Source organism: Sulfuriferula plumbiphila (assembly GCF_009938015.1).
Lineage (GTDB): Bacteria > Pseudomonadota > Gammaproteobacteria > Burkholderiales > Sulfuriferulaceae > Sulfuriferula > Sulfuriferula plumbiphila.
This window is the reverse complement of record NZ_AP021884.1, coordinates 1,746,160-1,763,803: the sequence shown is the minus strand read 5'-3', so window position 1 is coordinate 1,763,803 and position 17,644 is coordinate 1,746,160. Positions and strand designations below refer to the sequence as shown.

Genomic DNA, 17,644 nt, shown 5'->3' with positions numbered 1-17,644 from the left:
TCCTTAGTCAGATGCGAGCAAGCGACGTAGATCCTGGGTAATTTCGGGTGCTTTGCTGGAACTGGAACCCAACAGCCGTGCCTTGCCGCTGTTGTCGAAGATGAAGACTGCGCTGCTGTGATTGACCGCATAGTTGCCCTGGGCATCGGGTTTGTCACGACTGTAGACCACGCGGTAGCGCCGGGTGAGGGCATCGAGCGCATCATCGTTGCCGCGTAATCCGATGAACTCCGGGCCGAACGCCGTCGCATAGCGCCTGAGCACTTGCGTGGTGTCGCGGACCGGGTCGACGGTCACGAACAGCACGCGCACCTTGTCGGCGTCAGCGCCCAGGCCGCGCACCGCCTGGGCCAGTGTGGCGAGCGTTGTCGGGCAGACATCCGGGCAATGTGTATACCCGAAGTAGAGCAGTACCAGCTTGCCGTGATAGGCGGCTGCGGTAACCGCTTGCCCGGTATCGTTGGTCAGACCAAACTCGAGCTTGGGCATCAAGCCGGTAATGTTGTCAAGTGCCCAGGGTTCCTGCTGCTGGCAGGCCGTCAGGCCGAACAGCGCGATGACTGAAGCCATCGCCATCCAGCGCCAATGTCGCCAGGCCGTCGAAATCGTCGGTATCATTCAGTCCCCGCGCTATTGACCACGAACATCACTTGCAGCGACTGGCCGCCGGTGAATTTCAGTACCACCGGCACTTTCTCGCCCACTTTCAGCGGTTTGATGGCATGCATCAGCATGAGGTGATAACCCCCGGGAGAAAAATGCAGCGCGGCACCCGGCTTGATTTCAAGGCGTTCGACCGACACCATGGTTGAGGTTCCACCGTGTTCCATGCTGCGGTGCATATGGGTCATATTGAACGCGGGGCTGGACGCGCCCAGCAAAATCAGAGCTTGGTCGCCGCGATTCATCAGGTCGAAATAGCCCGCCAGAGGAAGATCGACCGGCAACAGGCGAATGCGCGCATTGGTTACGATGGCCTGCGGCGCGGCGAGCGCCAGGGAGCAGGCGGACAAGGCGATGATTGCCGCCGTGAGCAGACCAAGGGAAGGCATGCGCCGGTTTCCCGCGAGCTTCGTGGTTAGCGTGAGTTTTGATTCTGTCATGGATACTGGCCTGCTTTCTGTGTCGTTGCGCCTGCCAGGGCGGGATGTGCCGGTGTCGTTGCCTCATCTTCGTGCAGAAGTCGGCGCAATATCACTAGCAAGGCAATGACGCACATCATGGACGGCGGGATCCAGGTGATCAATCCGCCGAGCTGCTGGTCGGTCATGGGGCTGATTGCCCAGGCGCGTCCGCAGATGCCGTAGACATCGTAGAGCACCGATTTGTGCAGAAATATATACGCACCCAGAAGCACCTGGCCAATCATCACGATAAACAAAATCAGGATGCGCTTCAGATAGCTGATATTGGCTTCGCCGTGGGTACTGCGCGGGGCCAGCATCAGCCACCAGAACAAAATTCCGTCTACCACCATACTCCAGTTCATTAAGCGGTAGCGGTCTTCGTCGAGCATCACGGTGAAATGGATCGCCGGAGATAGCCAGAAATAGATCAGACCCACGAAAAGCAGCGGTGCGATAACCGGGTTCTGCAGGAAGCTGTAGAGGCTTTGCACCCACCGATTGCGCCAGAATGGTCGCAGTACCCGCTCCCGCAGGCGCCTGGGTACACCGCGGGACATGATGCCGATGGGGGAGGCAAGGACCAGCAGAAACGGGCCGACATGATGCAGGATCAGGTGCTGCAGCCGGTGCACCCAGAACATGTGCTGCGACAGGAAATCGAAGTACGTCTGCAGCGCAATGTAGATCAGCCCAAGCCCCACAAAGAATGACAACGGCCGCCAGAATCCGGTGGCTTCGCCAGTACGTTTAGTCAGTACCAGACCGCGGGTATAGGCTGCGGCGGCCAGTGCGCAACAGACGAGTACGGTTGGTGAGAATTCCCATGGCCTGAGGTAGGAGAGGATGGGCTGCATCAATCAATGATTTGTCAATATTGTTGACATACGCAGGAATTATACAGATACCCAAGCATGGCGAAACTGGCAGCAGATCGTCGGCAACAATACAACAAATGCCTGCATGCGCATTAATTTCCCTTGACCGGCACCGCCACAGTCGCCGGGGCCAGGCAAACCTGGTCATTGCAGGCCTGTATACGCAGGCTCGCAGCGGATGGGAGTGGCATTGGCTTGTTCGGCAGATGCCCGCGTAGCGTGATACGCCCCTCGTACACTGCGATGCCTTGCGGCGCAAACGGCGCCTTGAAAATCCGCGCCGCCGGGTAGTCCACTTGCAGCTCGGCATGGCCGGAGAGCAAAAATTGCGTGGGAATCAGCTTGAGGTCGGAGGCCGGGTTGGCGTTGATGTGATAGCCAGGCTCGATCTCGATGGTGACGATCAGATCGGCGCCAGTCCTGGCAGAGACAAGATGCGCCTGGGCGCGCACGTGATCGGCGGAATTCGGCAAACCCGGCGACGTGGGCCTGGCGTCTTCTGCTGGGGGCGCTTGCTCCAGCGCTGCCAGCAGTTGCGGCCGGCTCAGCGCTGCCAGCAGGGCGCCCCAACGGGAAGGTGCGGCAGCAATCTGCGCCGACAGCGGCGTCAGTCCCCGGCGCGCGGCGGCGGCATAGCGACTCTCGCCGGTGGCAATGGACAGCTCCAGCACCAGCACGATGGCGGAAGACTGGCCTGATGGCTGCACCTGGTCGCCCTCCGCGGGTGGCGTGACCAGGAGGCCGGCCTGATCCCAGGTCTCGGCGAAACGGCCGTCGCTGCGAGAAAAGCGCTGCAGCATGACATCGGCAATCCGGCGTGCACGCGCCAGCCACACGGCGTCGCCGGTTTGCCGGTGCAGCGTCAGGAAGGCCTGGCCCAGCAGTGCATAGTCGTCAAGAAAGCCGGCGTCGCCGGGGCGGCCTGCGAAGAACTGATGCTTGAGTTCACCGGATGCCGGATCGAAGGCGTGCCGCCATACCCAATTGGCAGTGCGCAGCGCAGTCCTGGTCAGCGCCGGCTCGTGCAGCCAGTGGCCCGCCTGGGCGAAACCGGTGATCGCCAGCGCGTTGGTGGCGGTAACGATCTTTTCGTCGCGTGCCGGCTGCGGGCGTTTCTGGCGCGCGGCCAGCAGCCTGTCGCGCAAGGGCCGTAACGCCGCAATGGCAGGCGCCAGCAGGTTCCGGTTTGCCAGTTTGTTGGCGCGATCGCGATCGAGTCGCAGCACACCGCCATCCGGCTGCCGGTGCCCGGCCAGACCAGGCGGCATCGGAACCAACTGGTACAGCGCCAGGAAGCGCCGCGCATCAGCCGCCCCCAGCACCGCTTCGATCTGCTGGCGTGTCCATACGTAGCTGGCGCCTTCGCTCCCGTCCACTTCGGCATCCTGCGCGCTATAGAATCCGCCACCCGGCGCCTGCATTTCGGCTGTCAGGTAGTGTGCGGTACGCAGTGCAAGCTGCCGGAACAGCGGTTTTTTGGTGATCGCATAGGCGTGGGCGTAGAGATCGAGGAGCTGCGCGTTGTCGTAGAGCATCTTCTCGAAATGCGGAATGGACCAGCTCGGCTCGATGCTGTAGCGATGGAAGCCGCCGCCAAGCTGGTCCATGACGCCGCCTTCAGCCATGGCCTCCAGTGTCTGCGTGGCCATGCCTTGCGCCTTGGCATCGTGGCTGCGCGCGTAGGGGCTCAACAGCATCGCCAGCAGCGGCGCTTGCGGAAATTTGCTGGCACGGTCACCAAAGCCGCCGTCAAATACGTCAAAACCGCTTGCGGCTTCGGCAATCGCTTGGTCCAGCCATTGCTGCGGCGCCAGCGCTACCGGGCTGGCCGCACTGAACCCGCGCTCCGCCTGCTGCAGAGCCAGATACACTTGATCCGCGAGTGCCACAACCTTGGCGTTGTCGCCGGTCCAGGCCTGATGCATGCGTTCCAATACCGTCGGGAATCCGGGCCGATCGCCCTGATCCTGCGGCGGGAAATAGCTGCCGGCGTAGAAGGGCTTGAGATCGGGCGTGAGAAATACGTTATTGGGCCAGCCGCCGCCGCTGGTCATGATCTGCGTGGCCAGCATGTAGATGCGGTCGATGTCCGGGCGCTGCTCGCGGTCGACCTTGATGTTGATGAACCATTGATTCATCAGTTTGGCGATCGCCGGGTTGGAATATATCTCACGCTCGGCGACATGGCACCAGTAGCAGGTGGAATAGCCGATGGAGACGAAGATCGGCTTGTTCTCGCGCCTGGCCGTTTCCAGCGCCTCCGCCCCCCACGGATACCAGTCCACCGGATTGTGGGCGTGCAGCAGCAGATAGGGATCATGGCTGTGAATCAGGCGGTTGGTATAGGTCTTGCCGTCAGACCTTACAGCGGGGGTTGTGGGCAGTAACGGCGATGCAGCCAACGCATCGGGTGTGTGCATCATCCAGACGCCGCCTGCCAGAGCCAGCATACCCACCACTGCGGGCATGGCCAGCATCACGCTGCGCCGTTGCCGCGCCGGCATATTCTGGCTGTGCAACTGAACCGCATCGTGCCGGGTAAGCTTCATGTTATTGCGCCTTTTTCCTGTATCGATTCATTGGCGTCAGCTTAGCAGCGCCAATCCGGGTCATTAAATAAAATGGCAACGGGTGGGTCAGCCATCCGTTTCCGCCACTGTCCTGCGCTGTTTCTTGGTATCGCCGCGCCGCTGTTTGCTCTCCAGCCGGCGTCTTTGCGAAGCCCGCGTCGGCCTGGTTGCCCGGCGCAGCTCAGGCACTTCGGTGGCGTGGCGGATGAGTTCAACCAGGCGCACCCGTGCGTCGTCGCGGTTGCGGCCCTGGGTGCGGAAACGCTGAGCTTCGATGGTGAGTATGCCATCCTGGCTGATGCGCCGGCCGGCCAGCACGATCAGCCGGGCGCGCACTTCCTCGGGCAGGGAAGGGGAACGAACGACGTCAAAGCGCAACTGCACTGCCGAGGACACTTTGTTGACGTTCTGCCCGCCGGGGCCGGAGGCGCGGATAAATTGTTCCTGGATTTCGCTGTCTGCGATCGAGAGTGTGCGGGTAATGCGGATCATGGGAATAATTTTACGCCTGCTTGGGCCAGTCTGGCCGCGCCGAATGCGGCCTCACCCTGTTGCGCCGTTGCGACGGGCACCCCCAGCTGATTTTCGCGGATGCGGCGCCAGGCTTCATTTTTGCTGCCGCCCCCGGCGCTGATCACGCGCCGCAATGGCGTTGCACCCAGTTCGGCCAGTCTGGCATAGCCCTGGGCTTCGATGCGCGCCATGCCTTCCAGCAGCCCGTGCAGGAATCGCACGTCGTCTGTCGGGCGCGGCGCCAGGCGGGGCAACAGCGCCGGAGCGTGGATGGGAAAGCGCTCGCCGGGGCAGGGCAAGGGATAGTAGTCGAGTCCGCTCGGCTGGTCGGGATGGATTTTCATGCTCAGTCCGGCCAGGGCGGCATCGGTGAAAAATTGCCGCAACACCCCGCCGCCGCTATTGGATGCGCCGCCCGCCAGCCATAAATTGCCGAAGCGGTGGCTGTACACTCCATATTCTGCGGATTCGACCGGTGTTGTCGAGAGCAGCTTCAACACCAGGGTGGTACCCAGCGATGTCACGGCGTAGCCGGGCTGCTCAACGCCAGTGGCAACAAAGGCGGCAATGCTGTCGGTAGTGCCTGCGCGCACGCGGCAGGCAGGGTTGAGGTTGAAATGGCGTGCGGTATGGCGATTAATGCGACCTAGCTGCGTGCCGGGTGCAACCACCCGTGGCAACAGTTGCGCAATGGGTAGCGCCTGGATCCAGGCTGGCCAGCTCAGGGCGTGCGGGTCAAAGCCGGTTTTGAGCGCGTTATGGTAATCGGTCAGGCCGCCCACGCCGGTCAACAAGGCTGCCAGCCAGTCGGCCTGGTGAAGAAAATAGCGTGCATGCGCACTACCTGCCTGCCGCATCAGCCACACACCTTTGGCGAGACTGCCTGGCAATGGCACTGCGTCAGCGCCTGCACCGGCACGCATGTCGTTATAGAGCAAAGCCGGCGCAACCGGTTCCAGCCCGTCATCGGCAAGCAGCACGGTGCCGGAGGTGCCGTCCACGGCTATCGCAGCCAGTGCTGCGCGCAGCGCAGGCGGCATTTGCGCCAACAGGTCGAACAGGGCCGCGCGCCAGTCTGCTGTATCCTGTTGTTGCGGCATAACATATCCGGCGCGCGCCTCGAATACCACCTGCCCGGCCGCGTCGATGACACAGGCACGCGCACCTGATGTGCCAAAATCCAGTCCGAGGTAGAACATCAATCGTGCCCGATTCAGGTAAAATCAGAAATTATAAGAACTATTTCCTGTGTCTTGTGCCACTTGGTAAAAATTGCGTCTAACCGCCATCAAACTTGCCGGGTTCAAATCCTTTGTTGACCCCACCCACATCCCCATAGTCGGACAGATGGTCGGTGTGGTGGGGCCGAACGGCTGCGGCAAATCCAACGTGATTGATGCGGTGCGCTGGGTGCTGGGCGAATCGCAGGCCAAGCAACTGCGCGGCGCATCCATGCAGGACGTGATTTTTAACGGCTCCGCCACGCGCAAGCCGGTGTCGCGGGCATCCGTCGAGCTGGTGTTCGACAACAGCCTGGGACGCGCCGCCGGACAGTGGACGCAGTACGCCGAGATCTCGGTCAAGCGCGTGCTCAACCGCAACGGCGATTCCAGTTATTACGTCAACAACCAGCACGTGCGGCGCCGCGACCTGACCGATATTTTCCTCGGCACCGGCCTGGGTACCAAGACTTCCTACGCCATTATCGAGCAAGGCATGATTTCGCGCATCATCGAGGCCAGGCCGGATGAGTTGCGCGGCTTTCTGGAAGAAGCGGCGGGTATCTCCAAATACAAGGAACGCCGCCGCGAAACCGAATCCCGGCTGAAAGACACGCGTGAAAACCTGCTGCGCGTGGACGACATCCGCCGCGAACTCACCGAACAGATTGACCGCCTGCAAGCGCAGGCGCTGGTGGCACAGCAATACCACACGCTGCAAAGCGAGCTGAAAAATGCGCAGCAAATGCTGTGGCTGGTCAAAAAGCGTGACGCCCAGGCCGCACGCGAACGCTTTGCGCGCCAGATCGAGGACACCGGCCAGCAGATCGGAGCGCAAACCGCGCAATTGCGCCAGACCGAACTGCAAATCGAGGAAACCCGCGCCGCGCATTACGCCGCCACCGATGCACTGAACACTGCGCAGAGTGGTTTTTACACCGCGACTGCCGAAGTCTCGCGGCTGGAACAAAGCCTGCGCCATCTCGCCGACACGCGTGCGCGCCTGGCCGCGCAAATCCATAACCTCACCGAACAGCGCGACAGCCTGGAAAAACAGCACAACGACATGACTGCCAGCCTGGCGCAATGGCAGCAGCGCTTGCAGGAAACAGGCGCCGCGCTGGCAGACGCCGAAATCGTGTTTGCCGAAACCAGCGACACGCTGCCCGGGGTGGAAAGCCTGCTTGCCGATACCCAAAGGCGTGTCGCCGATTTGCAGCGTGAATTATCGCTATGCGAGCAATCGCGCCAGATCGACGAAACCCATTACCAGCATAGCGCGAAAACCCTGCAGCAACTGGAATCGCGCCAGACCCGGCTGACCCACGAGCAGCGCGGCCTGCCGCAGCCCGACCGGGCGGCACTGGGCGTGGTTGAAGCCGAACTCGAAACCCTCACCGAGACGCTGGAAACCTTGCGCGAGCAGACTGACACCGCCCAGCTCCACTTGCCCGCGCTGGAAGCGCAGCGCCAGCAACTGCGCGCGCAGCTGGAACAGGTCACGCGTCGCCTGCACCAGGCTGAAGGCCAGCTTGCCGGACTCAACAAGATCCAGGCGCATCTGGACGCCGATAAGCAACTGGATGGCTGGCTCAAGCAGCACGAGCTCGCATCGCTGCCGCGCCTGTGGCAGCAAATCGAGGTGGAAGCCGGCTGGGAAACCGCGCTGGAAGCTGTCCTGCGCGAACGCGTCAACGCCCTGGCAGAACCCGACGCGCAAATGGCGGGTGTCATCAGCCACATTCCCCCCAGCCGGGTGAGTTTTTATGATCCCAACGCCGCACGGATTGCACCAGCCAACACCACGCTGCCGCGTCTGCTGGACAAAATACGCTGGAAAACAGGGCAGGGCGGGGCGCTGGCGGACTGGATTGGCGAAGTTTACGTGGCCGATAACGCGACGGCAGCGCTGGCGTTGCGCGGGCAATTGCCCGCCAATGCTCATCTGGTATGCCCGGAAGGCCATGTATTCACGCGCCATACGCTTAGCTTCCATGCCGAACAGTCTGCCGTGCAGGGCGTGCTGACACGACAGAAAGAAATCGAACGGCTCACTGCGGAGGCCGAACAATGGGCGGTGCAAAAGGAAACGCTGGCACAGCAACTGGCCCATGGCGAAGATGCGCTGCGCCATGCTCAACAAAACCTGAGCGTGTTGCGCAACCAGCTCAACCAGATCCAGCAGCGCCAGCATCAATTGCAGATGGACATCATGCGCGCGCAACAGGCTGTGGAGCGCGTCACCCAGCGCAGCGCACAAATTACCGCCGAGCTGGCAGAAGTCGAAGCGCAGGTGGAACAGGAGCGCATTGAGCAGCAGGCCGCCAGCGAACGGCTGCGTGAACATCGCACCCAGGCGGACTTTGTGCGCGAGCATCTGGATGATGCCCGGCGCGCGCGCAGCGATGCGGAAAACCTGCTCAACCAGAAGCGCGAAGCCCAGCGTCTGAGCGAGCGGAAATTGCAGGAAATCCGCTTCACGCTGCAATCATGCGATAATAAAATCAATGATCTGAATAATGCAATTAAAGTCAATTCTGAAAACAAGGATCGGCTGAGCGAACAGCTTGCCCAGCTCAGCGCCGAGCAAGCCCGGATCGACGAATCTGACCAGCAGGCGGCCCTGCAACACGCCATTGCCGTGCGCCAGACGCAAGAACACGCACTTGCTTCACGCCGCAACGAACTGGAAGCAGCCAGCGCCCAGTTGCGCACCCTGGAAGAAGCGCGCATGCGTCTCGAGCAAGGTTTAACACCGTTGCGTAACCGTATGGAAGAACTGCGTTTAAGCGAACAGGAATCACGGCTACTTGAAGTGCAGTGTGAAGAGCAGCTGGGCGTTTTGCAGGCCGACGAAACCGCCCTGCTTGCCAGTCTGGAAAAGGGCGCCAAAGTCGGTGGGCTGGGTGCGGAAATTGCGCGGCTTGGCAGCCAGATCGAAGCCCTGGGAGCAGTCAACCTGGCGGCACTGGAAGAGCTGCAGCGTGCGCAGCAGCGTGAAACGTATCTGGAAGCGCAAGGCGGTGACCTGAATCAGGCCATTGCCACCCTGGAATCGGCCATCCAGAAAATCGATGGCGAGACCCGCGAGCTGCTCAAAACCACGTTCGATACCGTCAACCAGTCCATGTCCGAGTTGTTTACCACGCTGTTTGGCGGCGGCCAGGCGCAACTGATTTTGACGGGAGAAGAGTTGCTCGACGCCGGCGTGCAGGTATTCGCCCAGCCGCCCGGCAAGAAAAACAGCTCGATTCATCTTTTGTCGGGCGGGGAAAAAGCCCTGACCGCGCTGTCGCTGATATTCGCTCTGTTCAAGCTCACCCCGGCGCCGTTCTGCCTGCTGGATGAAGTGGACGCGCCGCTGGACGACAGCAACACCGAGCGCTATGCCCGCCTGGTCAAGCAGATGTCCGAACAGGTGCAGTTCCTGTTCATCACGCATAACCGCATCACCATGGAAGCCGCGCACCAGTTGATCGGCGTCACCATGCAGGAATCCGGCGTTTCACGGACAGTGACGGTGGATCTGGAACTGGCGGCCAGTCTGGCTGCTGTCTGACCCCTTATTAAAGTTAAAGAAATGGAACTGCAGCATGACCTATGAAGACTACCTCGACGAAGTCACCACGCTCATTACGGAAAAGTACGATCTGAGTGATACTGCCGCAATCAAGCTGGTCGTGCAGGCGCAAGCGGCAGATTTTTTTATTGCTCACGATGATGATCCATCCATGCGCACCCAAGCGCGCGCAGAGCAGGATGCACAGATCATCTATCAGCGCATGTGCAAATCCTGATCGGGAAACAGGCGACCGAAACAGGCTAAAAATCATGGCTATTGTCTGAAACGAAGCCTATATATAACTTCGCATAATGTATATTATGTTAAATAATCTAATTTATTGAAGCAATCCGGTTCCAGCGGGTAAAATGCGCCTTCGATAAACTGCTTGCCGTCCTACTGCTTCTGGCACAATACACTTCATTAAACACCATGCAAGATAATCAGAAACCTACCGTCTCAAGTGCTGCAGATCTGCAACGTGAAGTTGCCGAGCTGATGATCGAGTGTCTGAACCTCGAGATCACGGCAGATCAACTCACCCCCGATGCTCCGCTGTATGGTGATGGCCTGGGCCTGGACTCGATTGATGTGCTGGAAGTCGCGCTGATGGTATCCAAGCGTTATGGTCTGCAACTACGTGCTGACAGTGCCGACAATCAGCATATTTTCAGTTCGCTACGCAGTCTTGCAGACTATATCGCAACGCAGAGAACCCGCTAATGATGCTCCGCGTCCTGCGCTGGCTGGGTATTGCTGCGCTGGTGATCGGCTATCCGGTATTGGCTCATTACACCAATGAATCCGCAAGCAACTCTAATTTGGGCGCACTGGTAGCCATTGCTCCGCTAGTCTTGATTGCCCTGGTACTGGCCTGGCGTTCAGCTCGGCGTATCGTGATGCTGGGCATGCTGGTACTGGCGTGTGCGGCATTGTGGTTTGGCTGGTCGACGCTTGAGCACCATTTCGGCCTGGTTTACTGGCTGCAATATATGGCTATGCAGCTAATCCTGTTCATGACTTTTGCCCGCACTTTGGTCGCCGGACGTCAACCCCTGTGTACCCGCTTTGCAGAAGCCGTGCATGCGCCCTTGACGGCACGGCACGAAAATTACGCACGTCAGGTTACTGTAGCCTGGACCCTGTTTTTTGCCGCGATGGCATTGATTTCGACTTTGCTGTTTTTTCTGGCGCCGCTGGCCGTATGGTCGGTTTTTTCCAATTTTCTGACCTTCCCCCTGGTTGCGTTGATGTTCATTGCCGAATACTGGGTACGCAGGTGGCTATTACCCGACACCCAGAATATGCGCATCCTTGATGCGGTACGTGCATTCCGGAATCACTCGGCGCGCCCACGCTAGCTTGCCGTAGCCTTGATCATGTCTCAATTTCCGCTGGTATCCCACGCCCCCCCTGACAGCATCATCGCCTGGCGCGCCGAGGGTGCCGTCACGCTGCGTCAGTTCCTCGCCGAAGTCAGTCAGCTTGCTGCACAGTTTCCAGCAAGGGGGCACCTGCTTAATATGTGCAGCGACCGTTACCGCTTCAGCGTGGGTCTGGCGGCCGCTATTGTGACCGGCAAAGTCAGTCTGTTGCCGTCTACCCACACACCGGAAACCGTGCGCCAGATCAAGGTTTTTGCACCGGATGTGTTCTGTTTGACGGATAGCGACCTGTGCATGGTGGATTTGCCACAACTGCGCTATCCAACCATGACCGCGAGTCAGGCTGAAGCATTTGCCATTCCGCAAATTGACGCCAGCCAGCACATTGCGGTGGTATTCACTTCAGGCTCCACCGGTACCCCGCAACCGCATCCCAAAACCTGGGGTGCGCTGGTCAGCAGCGTGCAGGCGGAGGCATGGCGGCTGGGGCTGCTGCATGACACGCGCTGCACCCTGGTTGGCACCGTACCGCCGCAACACATGTACGGGTTTGAATCCACGGTGCTGATGGCATGGCACAGCGGCAACGCCCTCAGCCATGCGCAGCCGTTTTACCCGGCTGACATTTGCCAGGCGCTGGCGGCGGTGCCCACGCCGCGCGTGCTGGTTTCTTCGCCTGTGCATCTGCGTGCCCTGCTGGATGCGGGACTGGTATTGCCGGAGCTGGCATTGGTGGTATCCGCCACTGCCCCGCTGTCTGCCCAGCTTGCCTGTGACATCGAGGCACGTTGCAATACCTCACTCATGGAAATCTATGGCAGTACCGAAACCGGCCTGATTGCTACCCGCCGCCCCACGCAAAGCGCAGAATGGCAACTGCTTCCCGGGATAAAACTGGTCGCTGAGGGTGACGGGGTGCGCGCTTGCGGCGGCCACATCGAAACCCTGACTGCCATGAGCGACATGATTGAACCGATTACAGACGAGCATTTTTTACTGCACGGGCGCATGGCCGATCTGGTCAATATCGCAGGCAAACGGCATTCGCTGGCGAGTCTCGACCACCTCCTCAACAGCATACCCGGCGTGGTGGATGGCGCCTTTTACATGCCGGACGAAACCGGCCAGGATCACATTACACGGCTTGCCGCGTGTGTGGTGGCTCCGGGTATGGATGCGCCACATCTGCTGGCGGCGCTCCGTGAACATATTGATCCGGTTTTCCTGCCGCGCCCCCTGCTGTTTGTTGATGCGCTGCCACGCAACTGCACAGGAAAACTGCCGCGCGCAGCACTGCAAGCCCTGTTTCAGACCCGCAGCGCACGGGAATCCGCATGAATAACGCCACATACTGGAGCGTTCCGGTAGATCATCCCGCCTTTGCCGGACATTTCCCCGGCACGCCCATTCTCCCCGGGGTGGTGTTGCTGGACACAGCGCTTCAAGCAATTGCCAGCGCCAGCGGAATCGCGCTTGAGGGTTGCGAGATCAGTTCGGTCAAATTCCTGAGCCCGGCAAATCCGGGCGACGAACTGGTGATCCGGCACGTGATCTCGGCCAGCGGAACGATACGTTTCGACATCGTGGCCGGCATGCGCAAAATTGCCAGCGGCAGTATTGCGGTGCGATTGCCTGAATGACATCGCGTCCGACAGCCAGCCACGCCGCCTGGGTGCATACCCCGGAGCGCAGCAACATGCTCATGTTGCGCGTCATGACATGGATTTCACTGCATCTGGGACGGCGCACAGCGCGTGGTGTGCTGCACCTGATCGCCAGTTATTTCCTGTTGTTTGCACCAGCCAGTCGCCGCGCTTCAGGCAATTATCTCAGGCGTGCGTTAGGTCGGCCTGCCCGCTGGCGCGATCTGTACCAGCATTTTTTCACTTTTGCCGCCACCATCCATGACCGTGTCTATCTGGTCAACCGCCGCTTCGATATGTTCGATTTTGAAGTGCACGGCGAGGACATGCTGCGTCGCCTGCTTGCCGAAGGCAATGGTCTGTTCCTGATGGGTGCGCACCTGGGCAGCTTTGAAGTGATCCGCGCGCTTGGCCGGAAAGACACGGATCTGCGCGTCACCATGGTCATGCATGAGGATAATGCACAAAAAATCAACGCCATGCTGGCTGCCATTAATCCGGAGGCGGTGCAGGATATCATTGGCCTGGGGCACATTGACTCCATGCTCAAGGTGCGCGAACGCCTGGACGGCGGCTGTGTCGTCGGCATGCTGGCCGACCGTAGCCCCGGTAACGACACCCTCTATCCTGTGCAAATCCTCGGCGCTGACGCGAACTTGCCCGGTGGACCGTTACGCATGGCCGCATTGCTGCGGCGGCCGGTGGTATTCATGACCGGGCTGTATCTGGGCGGCAACCGTTACGCCATCCATTTCGATACCCTGGCGGATTTTTCTGCCGTTGCGCGCGGGCAGCGCGATGCCGCTGTGCAAGCGGCCATCACCCGTTATGCCGCGCTGCTGGATCAATACTGCCGCAAGGCGCCGTATAACTGGTTTAATTTTTTCGATTTCTGGCAGCCCGCAACTACTACAATGCCTCCCAAATCATGAAGACACCGCCCTTCTCTCCTGTTTTTTCACTGCGCGCCATACGGCGCATGCTCGCGGTGCTAGCGCTGATGCTGTTGCCTGCCGTCAGTCACGCCGCCGACTGGGATATCGATCAGCTCATGCGCGGCCTGGCGCAGACCCGTTCCGGCCACGCCAGCTTTGTCGAAAAGAAATCCATCGCCATGCTCGACAAGCCGGTGGAATCCTCCGGAGAACTGTTCTACAGCGCACCCGACCACCTGGAAAAGCGCACCCTCAAACCCAAAACCGAATCCATGACGATGGATGGGGGCACCCTGGTAATCGAGCGCGGCCGCCAGAAATATCGCCTGCAATTGCAGGATTACCCGCAACTGGCTGCCTTCATTGACAGCATCCGCGGCACCCTGGCGGGTGACCGCAAGGCACTGGAGCGCAATTACCGGTTGAGCCTGGACGGCACAGCCGAACACTGGACACTGCAACTACTGCCGGTGGATGAAAAAATGCAGGCAGTGGTGCGGCGCATCCGTATTACCGGGGTGCGCGACGCAGTGCGCAGCATCGAAATCACCCAGGCCGACGGCGACAGCTCGCTGATGCTCATCGCAAAGCTGGCCACACCGTGAGGCAAGCCCCAGGGCGGCGCGGCCGGACAGCGATAGCCCTGTGGCTGGCGTTTATCCTGACCTGCGCCATCATCATCAGCCGCAGCCAGTTCACCACAGATTTATCGGCATTTTTGCCGCGCAGCCCCACCCCCGAGCAGCAACTGCTGCTGGAGCAGATACGTGACGGCCTGGCCTCGCGCCTTATTCTGGTGGGCATCGAGGGCGCCGATGCGCCCACCCGTGCCAGGCTGTCCAAACAAATCGCCCAGCGTCTGCGCGCCGATCCTGCCTTTGTCAGCGTCAATAACGGCGAGCCCGTCAGCGCCGAGCGCGACCGTGCTTTTCTGTTCAACCACCGCTACCTGCTAAGCCCGGCAGTGACGCCTGCACGCTTCAGCGTGGATGGCCTGCATGCAGCCCTGAGCGACAGCATCGACCTGCTCGCCTCGCCAGCCGGGCTGCTGGTCAAGTCGCTGCTGCCACGCGACCCGACCGGTGAAATGGTGCAACTACTCGACCAGCTCAACAGCGGCACTCACCCGCAGCTGGTTGAGGGTGCCTGGGCATCACGCGACGGCGCGCGCGCCTTGATGCTGATGCAAACGCGCGCTTCGGGTTCCGATACCGATGCCCAGCAACGCGCCATGGCCGCCATCCGGCGCGCGTTTGACACGGCATCCAGCGCAAGCCCTGCCGCCACACTGGTGATGACCGGCCCCGGCGTGTTTTCGGTAACGTCGCGCGACACCATCAAAAGTCAGGTCAGCCGCCTGTCCATTATCAGCGTGGTGCTCATCGCGACGCTGTTATTACTGGTTTACCGCTCCTTCACCGCACTGGCATTGGGTTTTTTGCCCGTTATCAGCGGCGCGCTGGCAGGCATCGCCGCAGTCAGTCTGGGCTTTGGGGTGGTGCACGGCATCACCCTGGGGTTTGGCACCGCGCTGATCGGCGAGGCGGTGGATTATTCAATCTACCTGTTTGTGCAATCCGAACAGGGTGGTTCCGACCAGCAGGACTGGATCCGGCGCTTCTGGCCCACTATCCGCCTCGGTGTACTGACTTCGATATTCGGCTTTGCTGCGCTGCTGCTGTCCGGCTTTCCGGGTCTGGCGCAACTCGGCCTGTATGCGATTGCCGGTCTGATCGCTGCCGCAGCGGTAACCCGCTTCGTCTTGCCTCATCTGCTGCCGGTGAACTTTCGCATCCATGATGTATCGGCTATCGGCGTCGGCTTATCCCGTCTGGTACAGCGTGCTGCGGCACTGCGCGGGCCAGCCGCGATACTGCTGCTGGTGGCCTGTGCCGTTCTCTTTGCGCATCGCAACAGTTTATGGGATGACAAAATATCCTCGTTAAGCCCGGTATCGCAAGCCGATGTGGCGCTGGATGCCAGCCTGCGCGCCGACATGGGCGCACCCGATGTGCGTTATCTGGTGGTGGTGTCCGGCGCGAGCCGGGAAGCCGTATTGCGCTCCGCCGAACAGGTTTCCACAGTACTGCAAACGCAGGTCGATCAAGGCGCACTCGCCGGGTTTGAAAGCCCCAGCCGTTATCTTCCCAGCGCAGCGACGCAGCGCGCGCGCCAGGCCAGCCTGCCCTCCTCCGCCGTGCTGGAAACGCGCCTTGCCCAGGCCATTCAGGGCTTGCCGGTGCGCGCGCAACTGTTCACGCCGTTTCTTGCCGATGTCGCAGCCGCGCGCAGCCAGCCCCTGCTGCAAGCGTCCGATCTTGAACCGACCTCGATGGCCATGGCAGTAGATGCCTTGCTCATCCGCCAGGACCACCACTGGAGTGCCTTATTGCCCCTTACCGCAGCCAAAGATGTCGGCATCAACGCAGACCGGATTCGCGCTGCGCTGGGCGCCACGGGTTTGCCCAATGTGCTGTTTGTGGACATGAAAGCCGAATCCGATCGCCTGTATTCCGGTTACTTGCATGAAGCCATCCTGCTGTCGCTCGGCGGGCTGGTTGCCATTATCGGATTGCTGCTACTGGTTTTCCGCTCGCCCATGCGCGTGCTACGCATCATCGCGCCGCTGGCGGCCGCGGTCATCACCGTCACGGCGGGATTGGCCCTGTTTGGCCAGCAGCTGATTATTCTGCATCTGGTTGGCCTGCTGCTGGTGGTCGCGGTAGGCTCCAACTACGCCCTGTTTTTTGACCGGCCCGATCACCCGCTCCCAGCGGAAGAGGGTGCCTTGGCTGAATCCAAACCGATAGCCCACACCATCTCGCCGCGCACCCTGGCCTCGATGCTGTTTGCCAACCTCACTACCGTCGCAGGTTTTGGCCTGCTGGCGTTTTCCAATGTGTCGATATTGCAGGCAATGGGTGTCACCGTGGCACCGGGCGTCATTCTGGCACTGATATATGCTGCGATTTTCGCCAGAAAAGCCCATGCGTAATACACGCTGGCAACCGACGCTGTTGATCCGCGCAACCATCGTGCTGCATGTGCTGGCCTTGCTGGCAGTGATCGCCAAACCCGGGCAGTGGCGCTGGGCACTGGGCGCCGTGCTTGCCAATCACGTTCTGCTCACGCTGGTCGGGCTGTGGCCGCGCAGCCGCTGGCTGGGACCGAACTGGACACAACTGCCCGCCGCTGCCAGCGCCAGAAATGAAACCGCCCTGACCATCGACGACGGTCCCGATCCCGTCGTCACCCCGCAGGTACTGGATATACTGGATCGCTACGCGGCCCAGGCCACCTTTTTCTGCGTCGGTGAAAAAGCCGCGCGTTACCCGGACTTGTGCCGGGAAATCGTGCGCCGTGGCCATGCCGTGGAAAACCACAGCCAGCATCACCGCCATCATTTTGCGCTGCTGGGACGTTCCGGCTTCCTGCGTGAATTGCAGGCCGCCCAGGATACGCTCACCACGATTACCGGCCAGCGCCCTTTGTTTTTCCGCGCACCAGCAGGCCTGCGCAATCCTTTTCTCGACCCGGTGCTCGCTCGATTGGGGTTACAGCTTGCCAGCTGGTCAGCGCGCGGTTTCGACACCCGGATCGGCGATGTTGAACGCGTTAAAAACAAGTTGTTACGCGGCCTGCGAGCGGGCGCCATTTTGCTGGTGCACGATGGCAACGCTGCACGCACGACCGACGGCATCCCTGTTATTCTCGAAGTGCTCCCCACTGTTCTGGCCTCCGCTGCAGCAGCTAATCTGCGTTTTGTCACCCTGCGTCACGCCCTTTTGTGACTTGTGCCAATATTGCAGCACCC

Annotated in this window: 16 protein-coding genes; 10 read left to right on the top strand and 6 right to left on the bottom strand. The window is 60.6% G+C overall.

Annotation, left to right across the window (positions count from 1 at the left end; all coding sequences use genetic code 11):
• Window positions 1–3 precede the first annotated feature (3 nt).
• The 6 genes from GZH91_RS09200 to GZH91_RS09175 all read right to left on the bottom strand — a co-directional run bounded on the left by GZH91_RS09200 (window position 4) and on the right by GZH91_RS09175 (window position 6,284).
• A complete protein-coding gene (locus tag GZH91_RS09200) occupies window positions 4–618 on the bottom strand; it encodes an SCO family protein (protein WP_198415278.1) in 615 nt (204 codons plus the stop codon).
• Window positions 615–1,103, bottom strand: coding sequence for a copper chaperone PCu(A)C (locus tag GZH91_RS09195; protein ID WP_147073558.1), 489 nt, complete (start codon window positions 1,101–1,103; stop codon window positions 615–617). Before GZH91_RS09195 ends, GZH91_RS09200 begins: the two co-directional genes overlap by 4 nt.
• Window positions 1,100–1,981, bottom strand: a complete 882-nt coding sequence (locus GZH91_RS09190) for a cytochrome c oxidase assembly protein (RefSeq protein ID WP_147073560.1) — start codon at window positions 1,979–1,981, stop codon at window positions 1,100–1,102. The genes GZH91_RS09195 and GZH91_RS09190 overlap by 4 nt, the downstream gene beginning before the upstream one ends.
• A gap of 113 nt (window positions 1,982–2,094) precedes the next feature.
• Window positions 2,095–4,551: a DUF255 domain-containing protein gene (locus tag GZH91_RS09185; RefSeq protein WP_147073562.1), complete on the bottom strand. Its 2,457-nt coding sequence runs from the start codon at window positions 4,549–4,551 to the stop codon at window positions 2,095–2,097.
• A gap of 87 nt (window positions 4,552–4,638) precedes the next feature.
• Window positions 4,639–5,064 (bottom strand): alternative ribosome rescue aminoacyl-tRNA hydrolase ArfB, encoded by a 426-nt coding sequence (gene arfB, locus GZH91_RS09180; protein ID WP_147073564.1) that lies wholly within the window; start codon window positions 5,062–5,064, stop codon window positions 4,639–4,641.
• Complete coding sequence (locus GZH91_RS09175; RefSeq protein ID WP_147073632.1) at window positions 5,061–6,284, bottom strand: FGGY-family carbohydrate kinase; 1,224 nt, start codon at window positions 6,282–6,284, stop codon at window positions 5,061–5,063. Before GZH91_RS09175 ends, arfB begins: the two co-directional genes overlap by 4 nt.
• A 73-nt stretch (window positions 6,285–6,357) precedes the next feature.
• On the opposite strand from GZH91_RS09175, the gene smc reads away from it, so the two are divergent.
• The 10 genes from smc (at window position 6,358) to GZH91_RS09125 (ending at window position 17,621) form a co-directional block, all read left to right on the top strand.
• Window positions 6,358–9,864 carry a chromosome segregation protein SMC gene (gene smc, locus GZH91_RS09170; protein ID WP_147073566.1) on the top strand — a complete coding sequence of 1,169 codons (3,507 nt, stop codon included), beginning with the start codon at window positions 6,358–6,360 and terminating at the stop codon, window positions 9,862–9,864.
• A gap of 34 nt (window positions 9,865–9,898) precedes the next feature.
• Window positions 9,899–10,102, top strand: a complete 204-nt coding sequence (locus GZH91_RS09165) for a hypothetical protein (RefSeq protein ID WP_147073568.1) — start codon at window positions 9,899–9,901, stop codon at window positions 10,100–10,102.
• Window positions 10,103–10,299: 197 nt separating this feature from the next.
• Window positions 10,300–10,590: a phosphopantetheine-binding protein gene (locus GZH91_RS09160; protein WP_147073570.1), complete on the top strand. Its 291-nt coding sequence runs from the start codon at window positions 10,300–10,302 to the stop codon at window positions 10,588–10,590.
• Complete coding sequence (locus GZH91_RS09155) at window positions 10,590–11,228, top strand: COG4648 family protein (RefSeq protein WP_147073571.1); 639 nt, start codon at window positions 10,590–10,592, stop codon at window positions 11,226–11,228. Before GZH91_RS09160 ends, GZH91_RS09155 begins: the two co-directional genes overlap by 1 nt.
• An 18-nt stretch (window positions 11,229–11,246) precedes the next feature.
• The gene (locus tag GZH91_RS09150; protein WP_147073573.1) at window positions 11,247–12,590 is read left to right on the top strand and encodes an AMP-binding protein; all 1,344 of its coding nucleotides are present in this window, start codon (window positions 11,247–11,249) and stop codon (window positions 12,588–12,590) included.
• Window positions 12,587–12,892, top strand: coding sequence for a 3-hydroxyacyl-ACP dehydratase FabZ family protein (locus GZH91_RS09145; protein ID WP_147073575.1), 306 nt, complete (start codon window positions 12,587–12,589; stop codon window positions 12,890–12,892). Before GZH91_RS09150 ends, GZH91_RS09145 begins: the two co-directional genes overlap by 4 nt.
• The gene (locus GZH91_RS09140; protein ID WP_147073577.1) at window positions 12,889–13,827 is read left to right on the top strand and encodes an LpxL/LpxP family acyltransferase; all 939 of its coding nucleotides are present in this window, start codon (window positions 12,889–12,891) and stop codon (window positions 13,825–13,827) included. Before GZH91_RS09145 ends, GZH91_RS09140 begins: the two co-directional genes overlap by 4 nt.
• Window positions 13,824–14,435: a LolA-related protein gene (locus GZH91_RS09135; RefSeq protein ID WP_147073580.1), complete on the top strand. Its 612-nt coding sequence runs from the start codon at window positions 13,824–13,826 to the stop codon at window positions 14,433–14,435. Before GZH91_RS09140 ends, GZH91_RS09135 begins: the two co-directional genes overlap by 4 nt.
• Window positions 14,432–16,825 carry an MMPL family transporter gene (locus GZH91_RS09130; RefSeq protein ID WP_170227449.1) on the top strand — a complete coding sequence of 798 codons (2,394 nt, stop codon included), beginning with the start codon at window positions 14,432–14,434 and terminating at the stop codon, window positions 16,823–16,825. Before GZH91_RS09135 ends, GZH91_RS09130 begins: the two co-directional genes overlap by 4 nt.
• Window positions 16,818–17,621, top strand: coding sequence for a polysaccharide deacetylase family protein (locus GZH91_RS09125; RefSeq protein ID WP_147073581.1), 804 nt, complete (start codon window positions 16,818–16,820; stop codon window positions 17,619–17,621). Before GZH91_RS09130 ends, GZH91_RS09125 begins: the two co-directional genes overlap by 8 nt.
• The last annotated feature ends 23 nt before the right edge of the window (window positions 17,622–17,644 follow it).

Bases quoted from the DNA above. Each gene is read 5' to 3' on its own strand.
- GZH91_RS09165 (WP_147073568.1), top strand. From the start codon at position 9,899: ATGACCTATGAAGACTACCTCGACGAAGTCACCACGCTCATTACGGAA.
- arfB (WP_147073564.1), bottom strand. From the start codon at position 5,064: ATGATCCGCATTACCCGCACACTCTCGATCGCAGACAGCGAAATCCAG.
- GZH91_RS09155 (WP_147073571.1), top strand. From the start codon at position 10,590: ATGATGCTCCGCGTCCTGCGCTGGCTGGGTATTGCTGCGCTGGTGATC.
- GZH91_RS09195 (WP_147073558.1), bottom strand. From the start codon at position 1,103: ATGACAGAATCAAAACTCACGCTAACCACGAAGCTCGCGGGAAACCGG.
- GZH91_RS09140 (WP_147073577.1), top strand. From the start codon at position 12,889: ATGACATCGCGTCCGACAGCCAGCCACGCCGCCTGGGTGCATACCCCG.
- GZH91_RS09200 (WP_198415278.1), bottom strand. From the start codon at position 618: ATGATACCGACGATTTCGACGGCCTGGCGACATTGGCGCTGGATGGCG.
- GZH91_RS09185 (WP_147073562.1), bottom strand. From the start codon at position 4,551: ATGAAGCTTACCCGGCACGATGCGGTTCAGTTGCACAGCCAGAATATG.
- GZH91_RS09175 (WP_147073632.1), bottom strand. From the start codon at position 6,284: ATGTTCTACCTCGGACTGGATTTTGGCACATCAGGTGCGCGTGCCTGT.
- GZH91_RS09160 (WP_147073570.1), top strand. From the start codon at position 10,300: ATGCAAGATAATCAGAAACCTACCGTCTCAAGTGCTGCAGATCTGCAA.
- GZH91_RS09145 (WP_147073575.1), top strand. From the start codon at position 12,587: ATGAATAACGCCACATACTGGAGCGTTCCGGTAGATCATCCCGCCTTT.
- GZH91_RS09150 (WP_147073573.1), top strand. From the start codon at position 11,247: ATGTCTCAATTTCCGCTGGTATCCCACGCCCCCCCTGACAGCATCATC.
- GZH91_RS09190 (WP_147073560.1), bottom strand. From the start codon at position 1,981: ATGCAGCCCATCCTCTCCTACCTCAGGCCATGGGAATTCTCACCAACC.
- GZH91_RS09135 (WP_147073580.1), top strand. From the start codon at position 13,824: ATGAAGACACCGCCCTTCTCTCCTGTTTTTTCACTGCGCGCCATACGG.
- GZH91_RS09125 (WP_147073581.1), top strand. From the start codon at position 16,818: ATGCGTAATACACGCTGGCAACCGACGCTGTTGATCCGCGCAACCATC.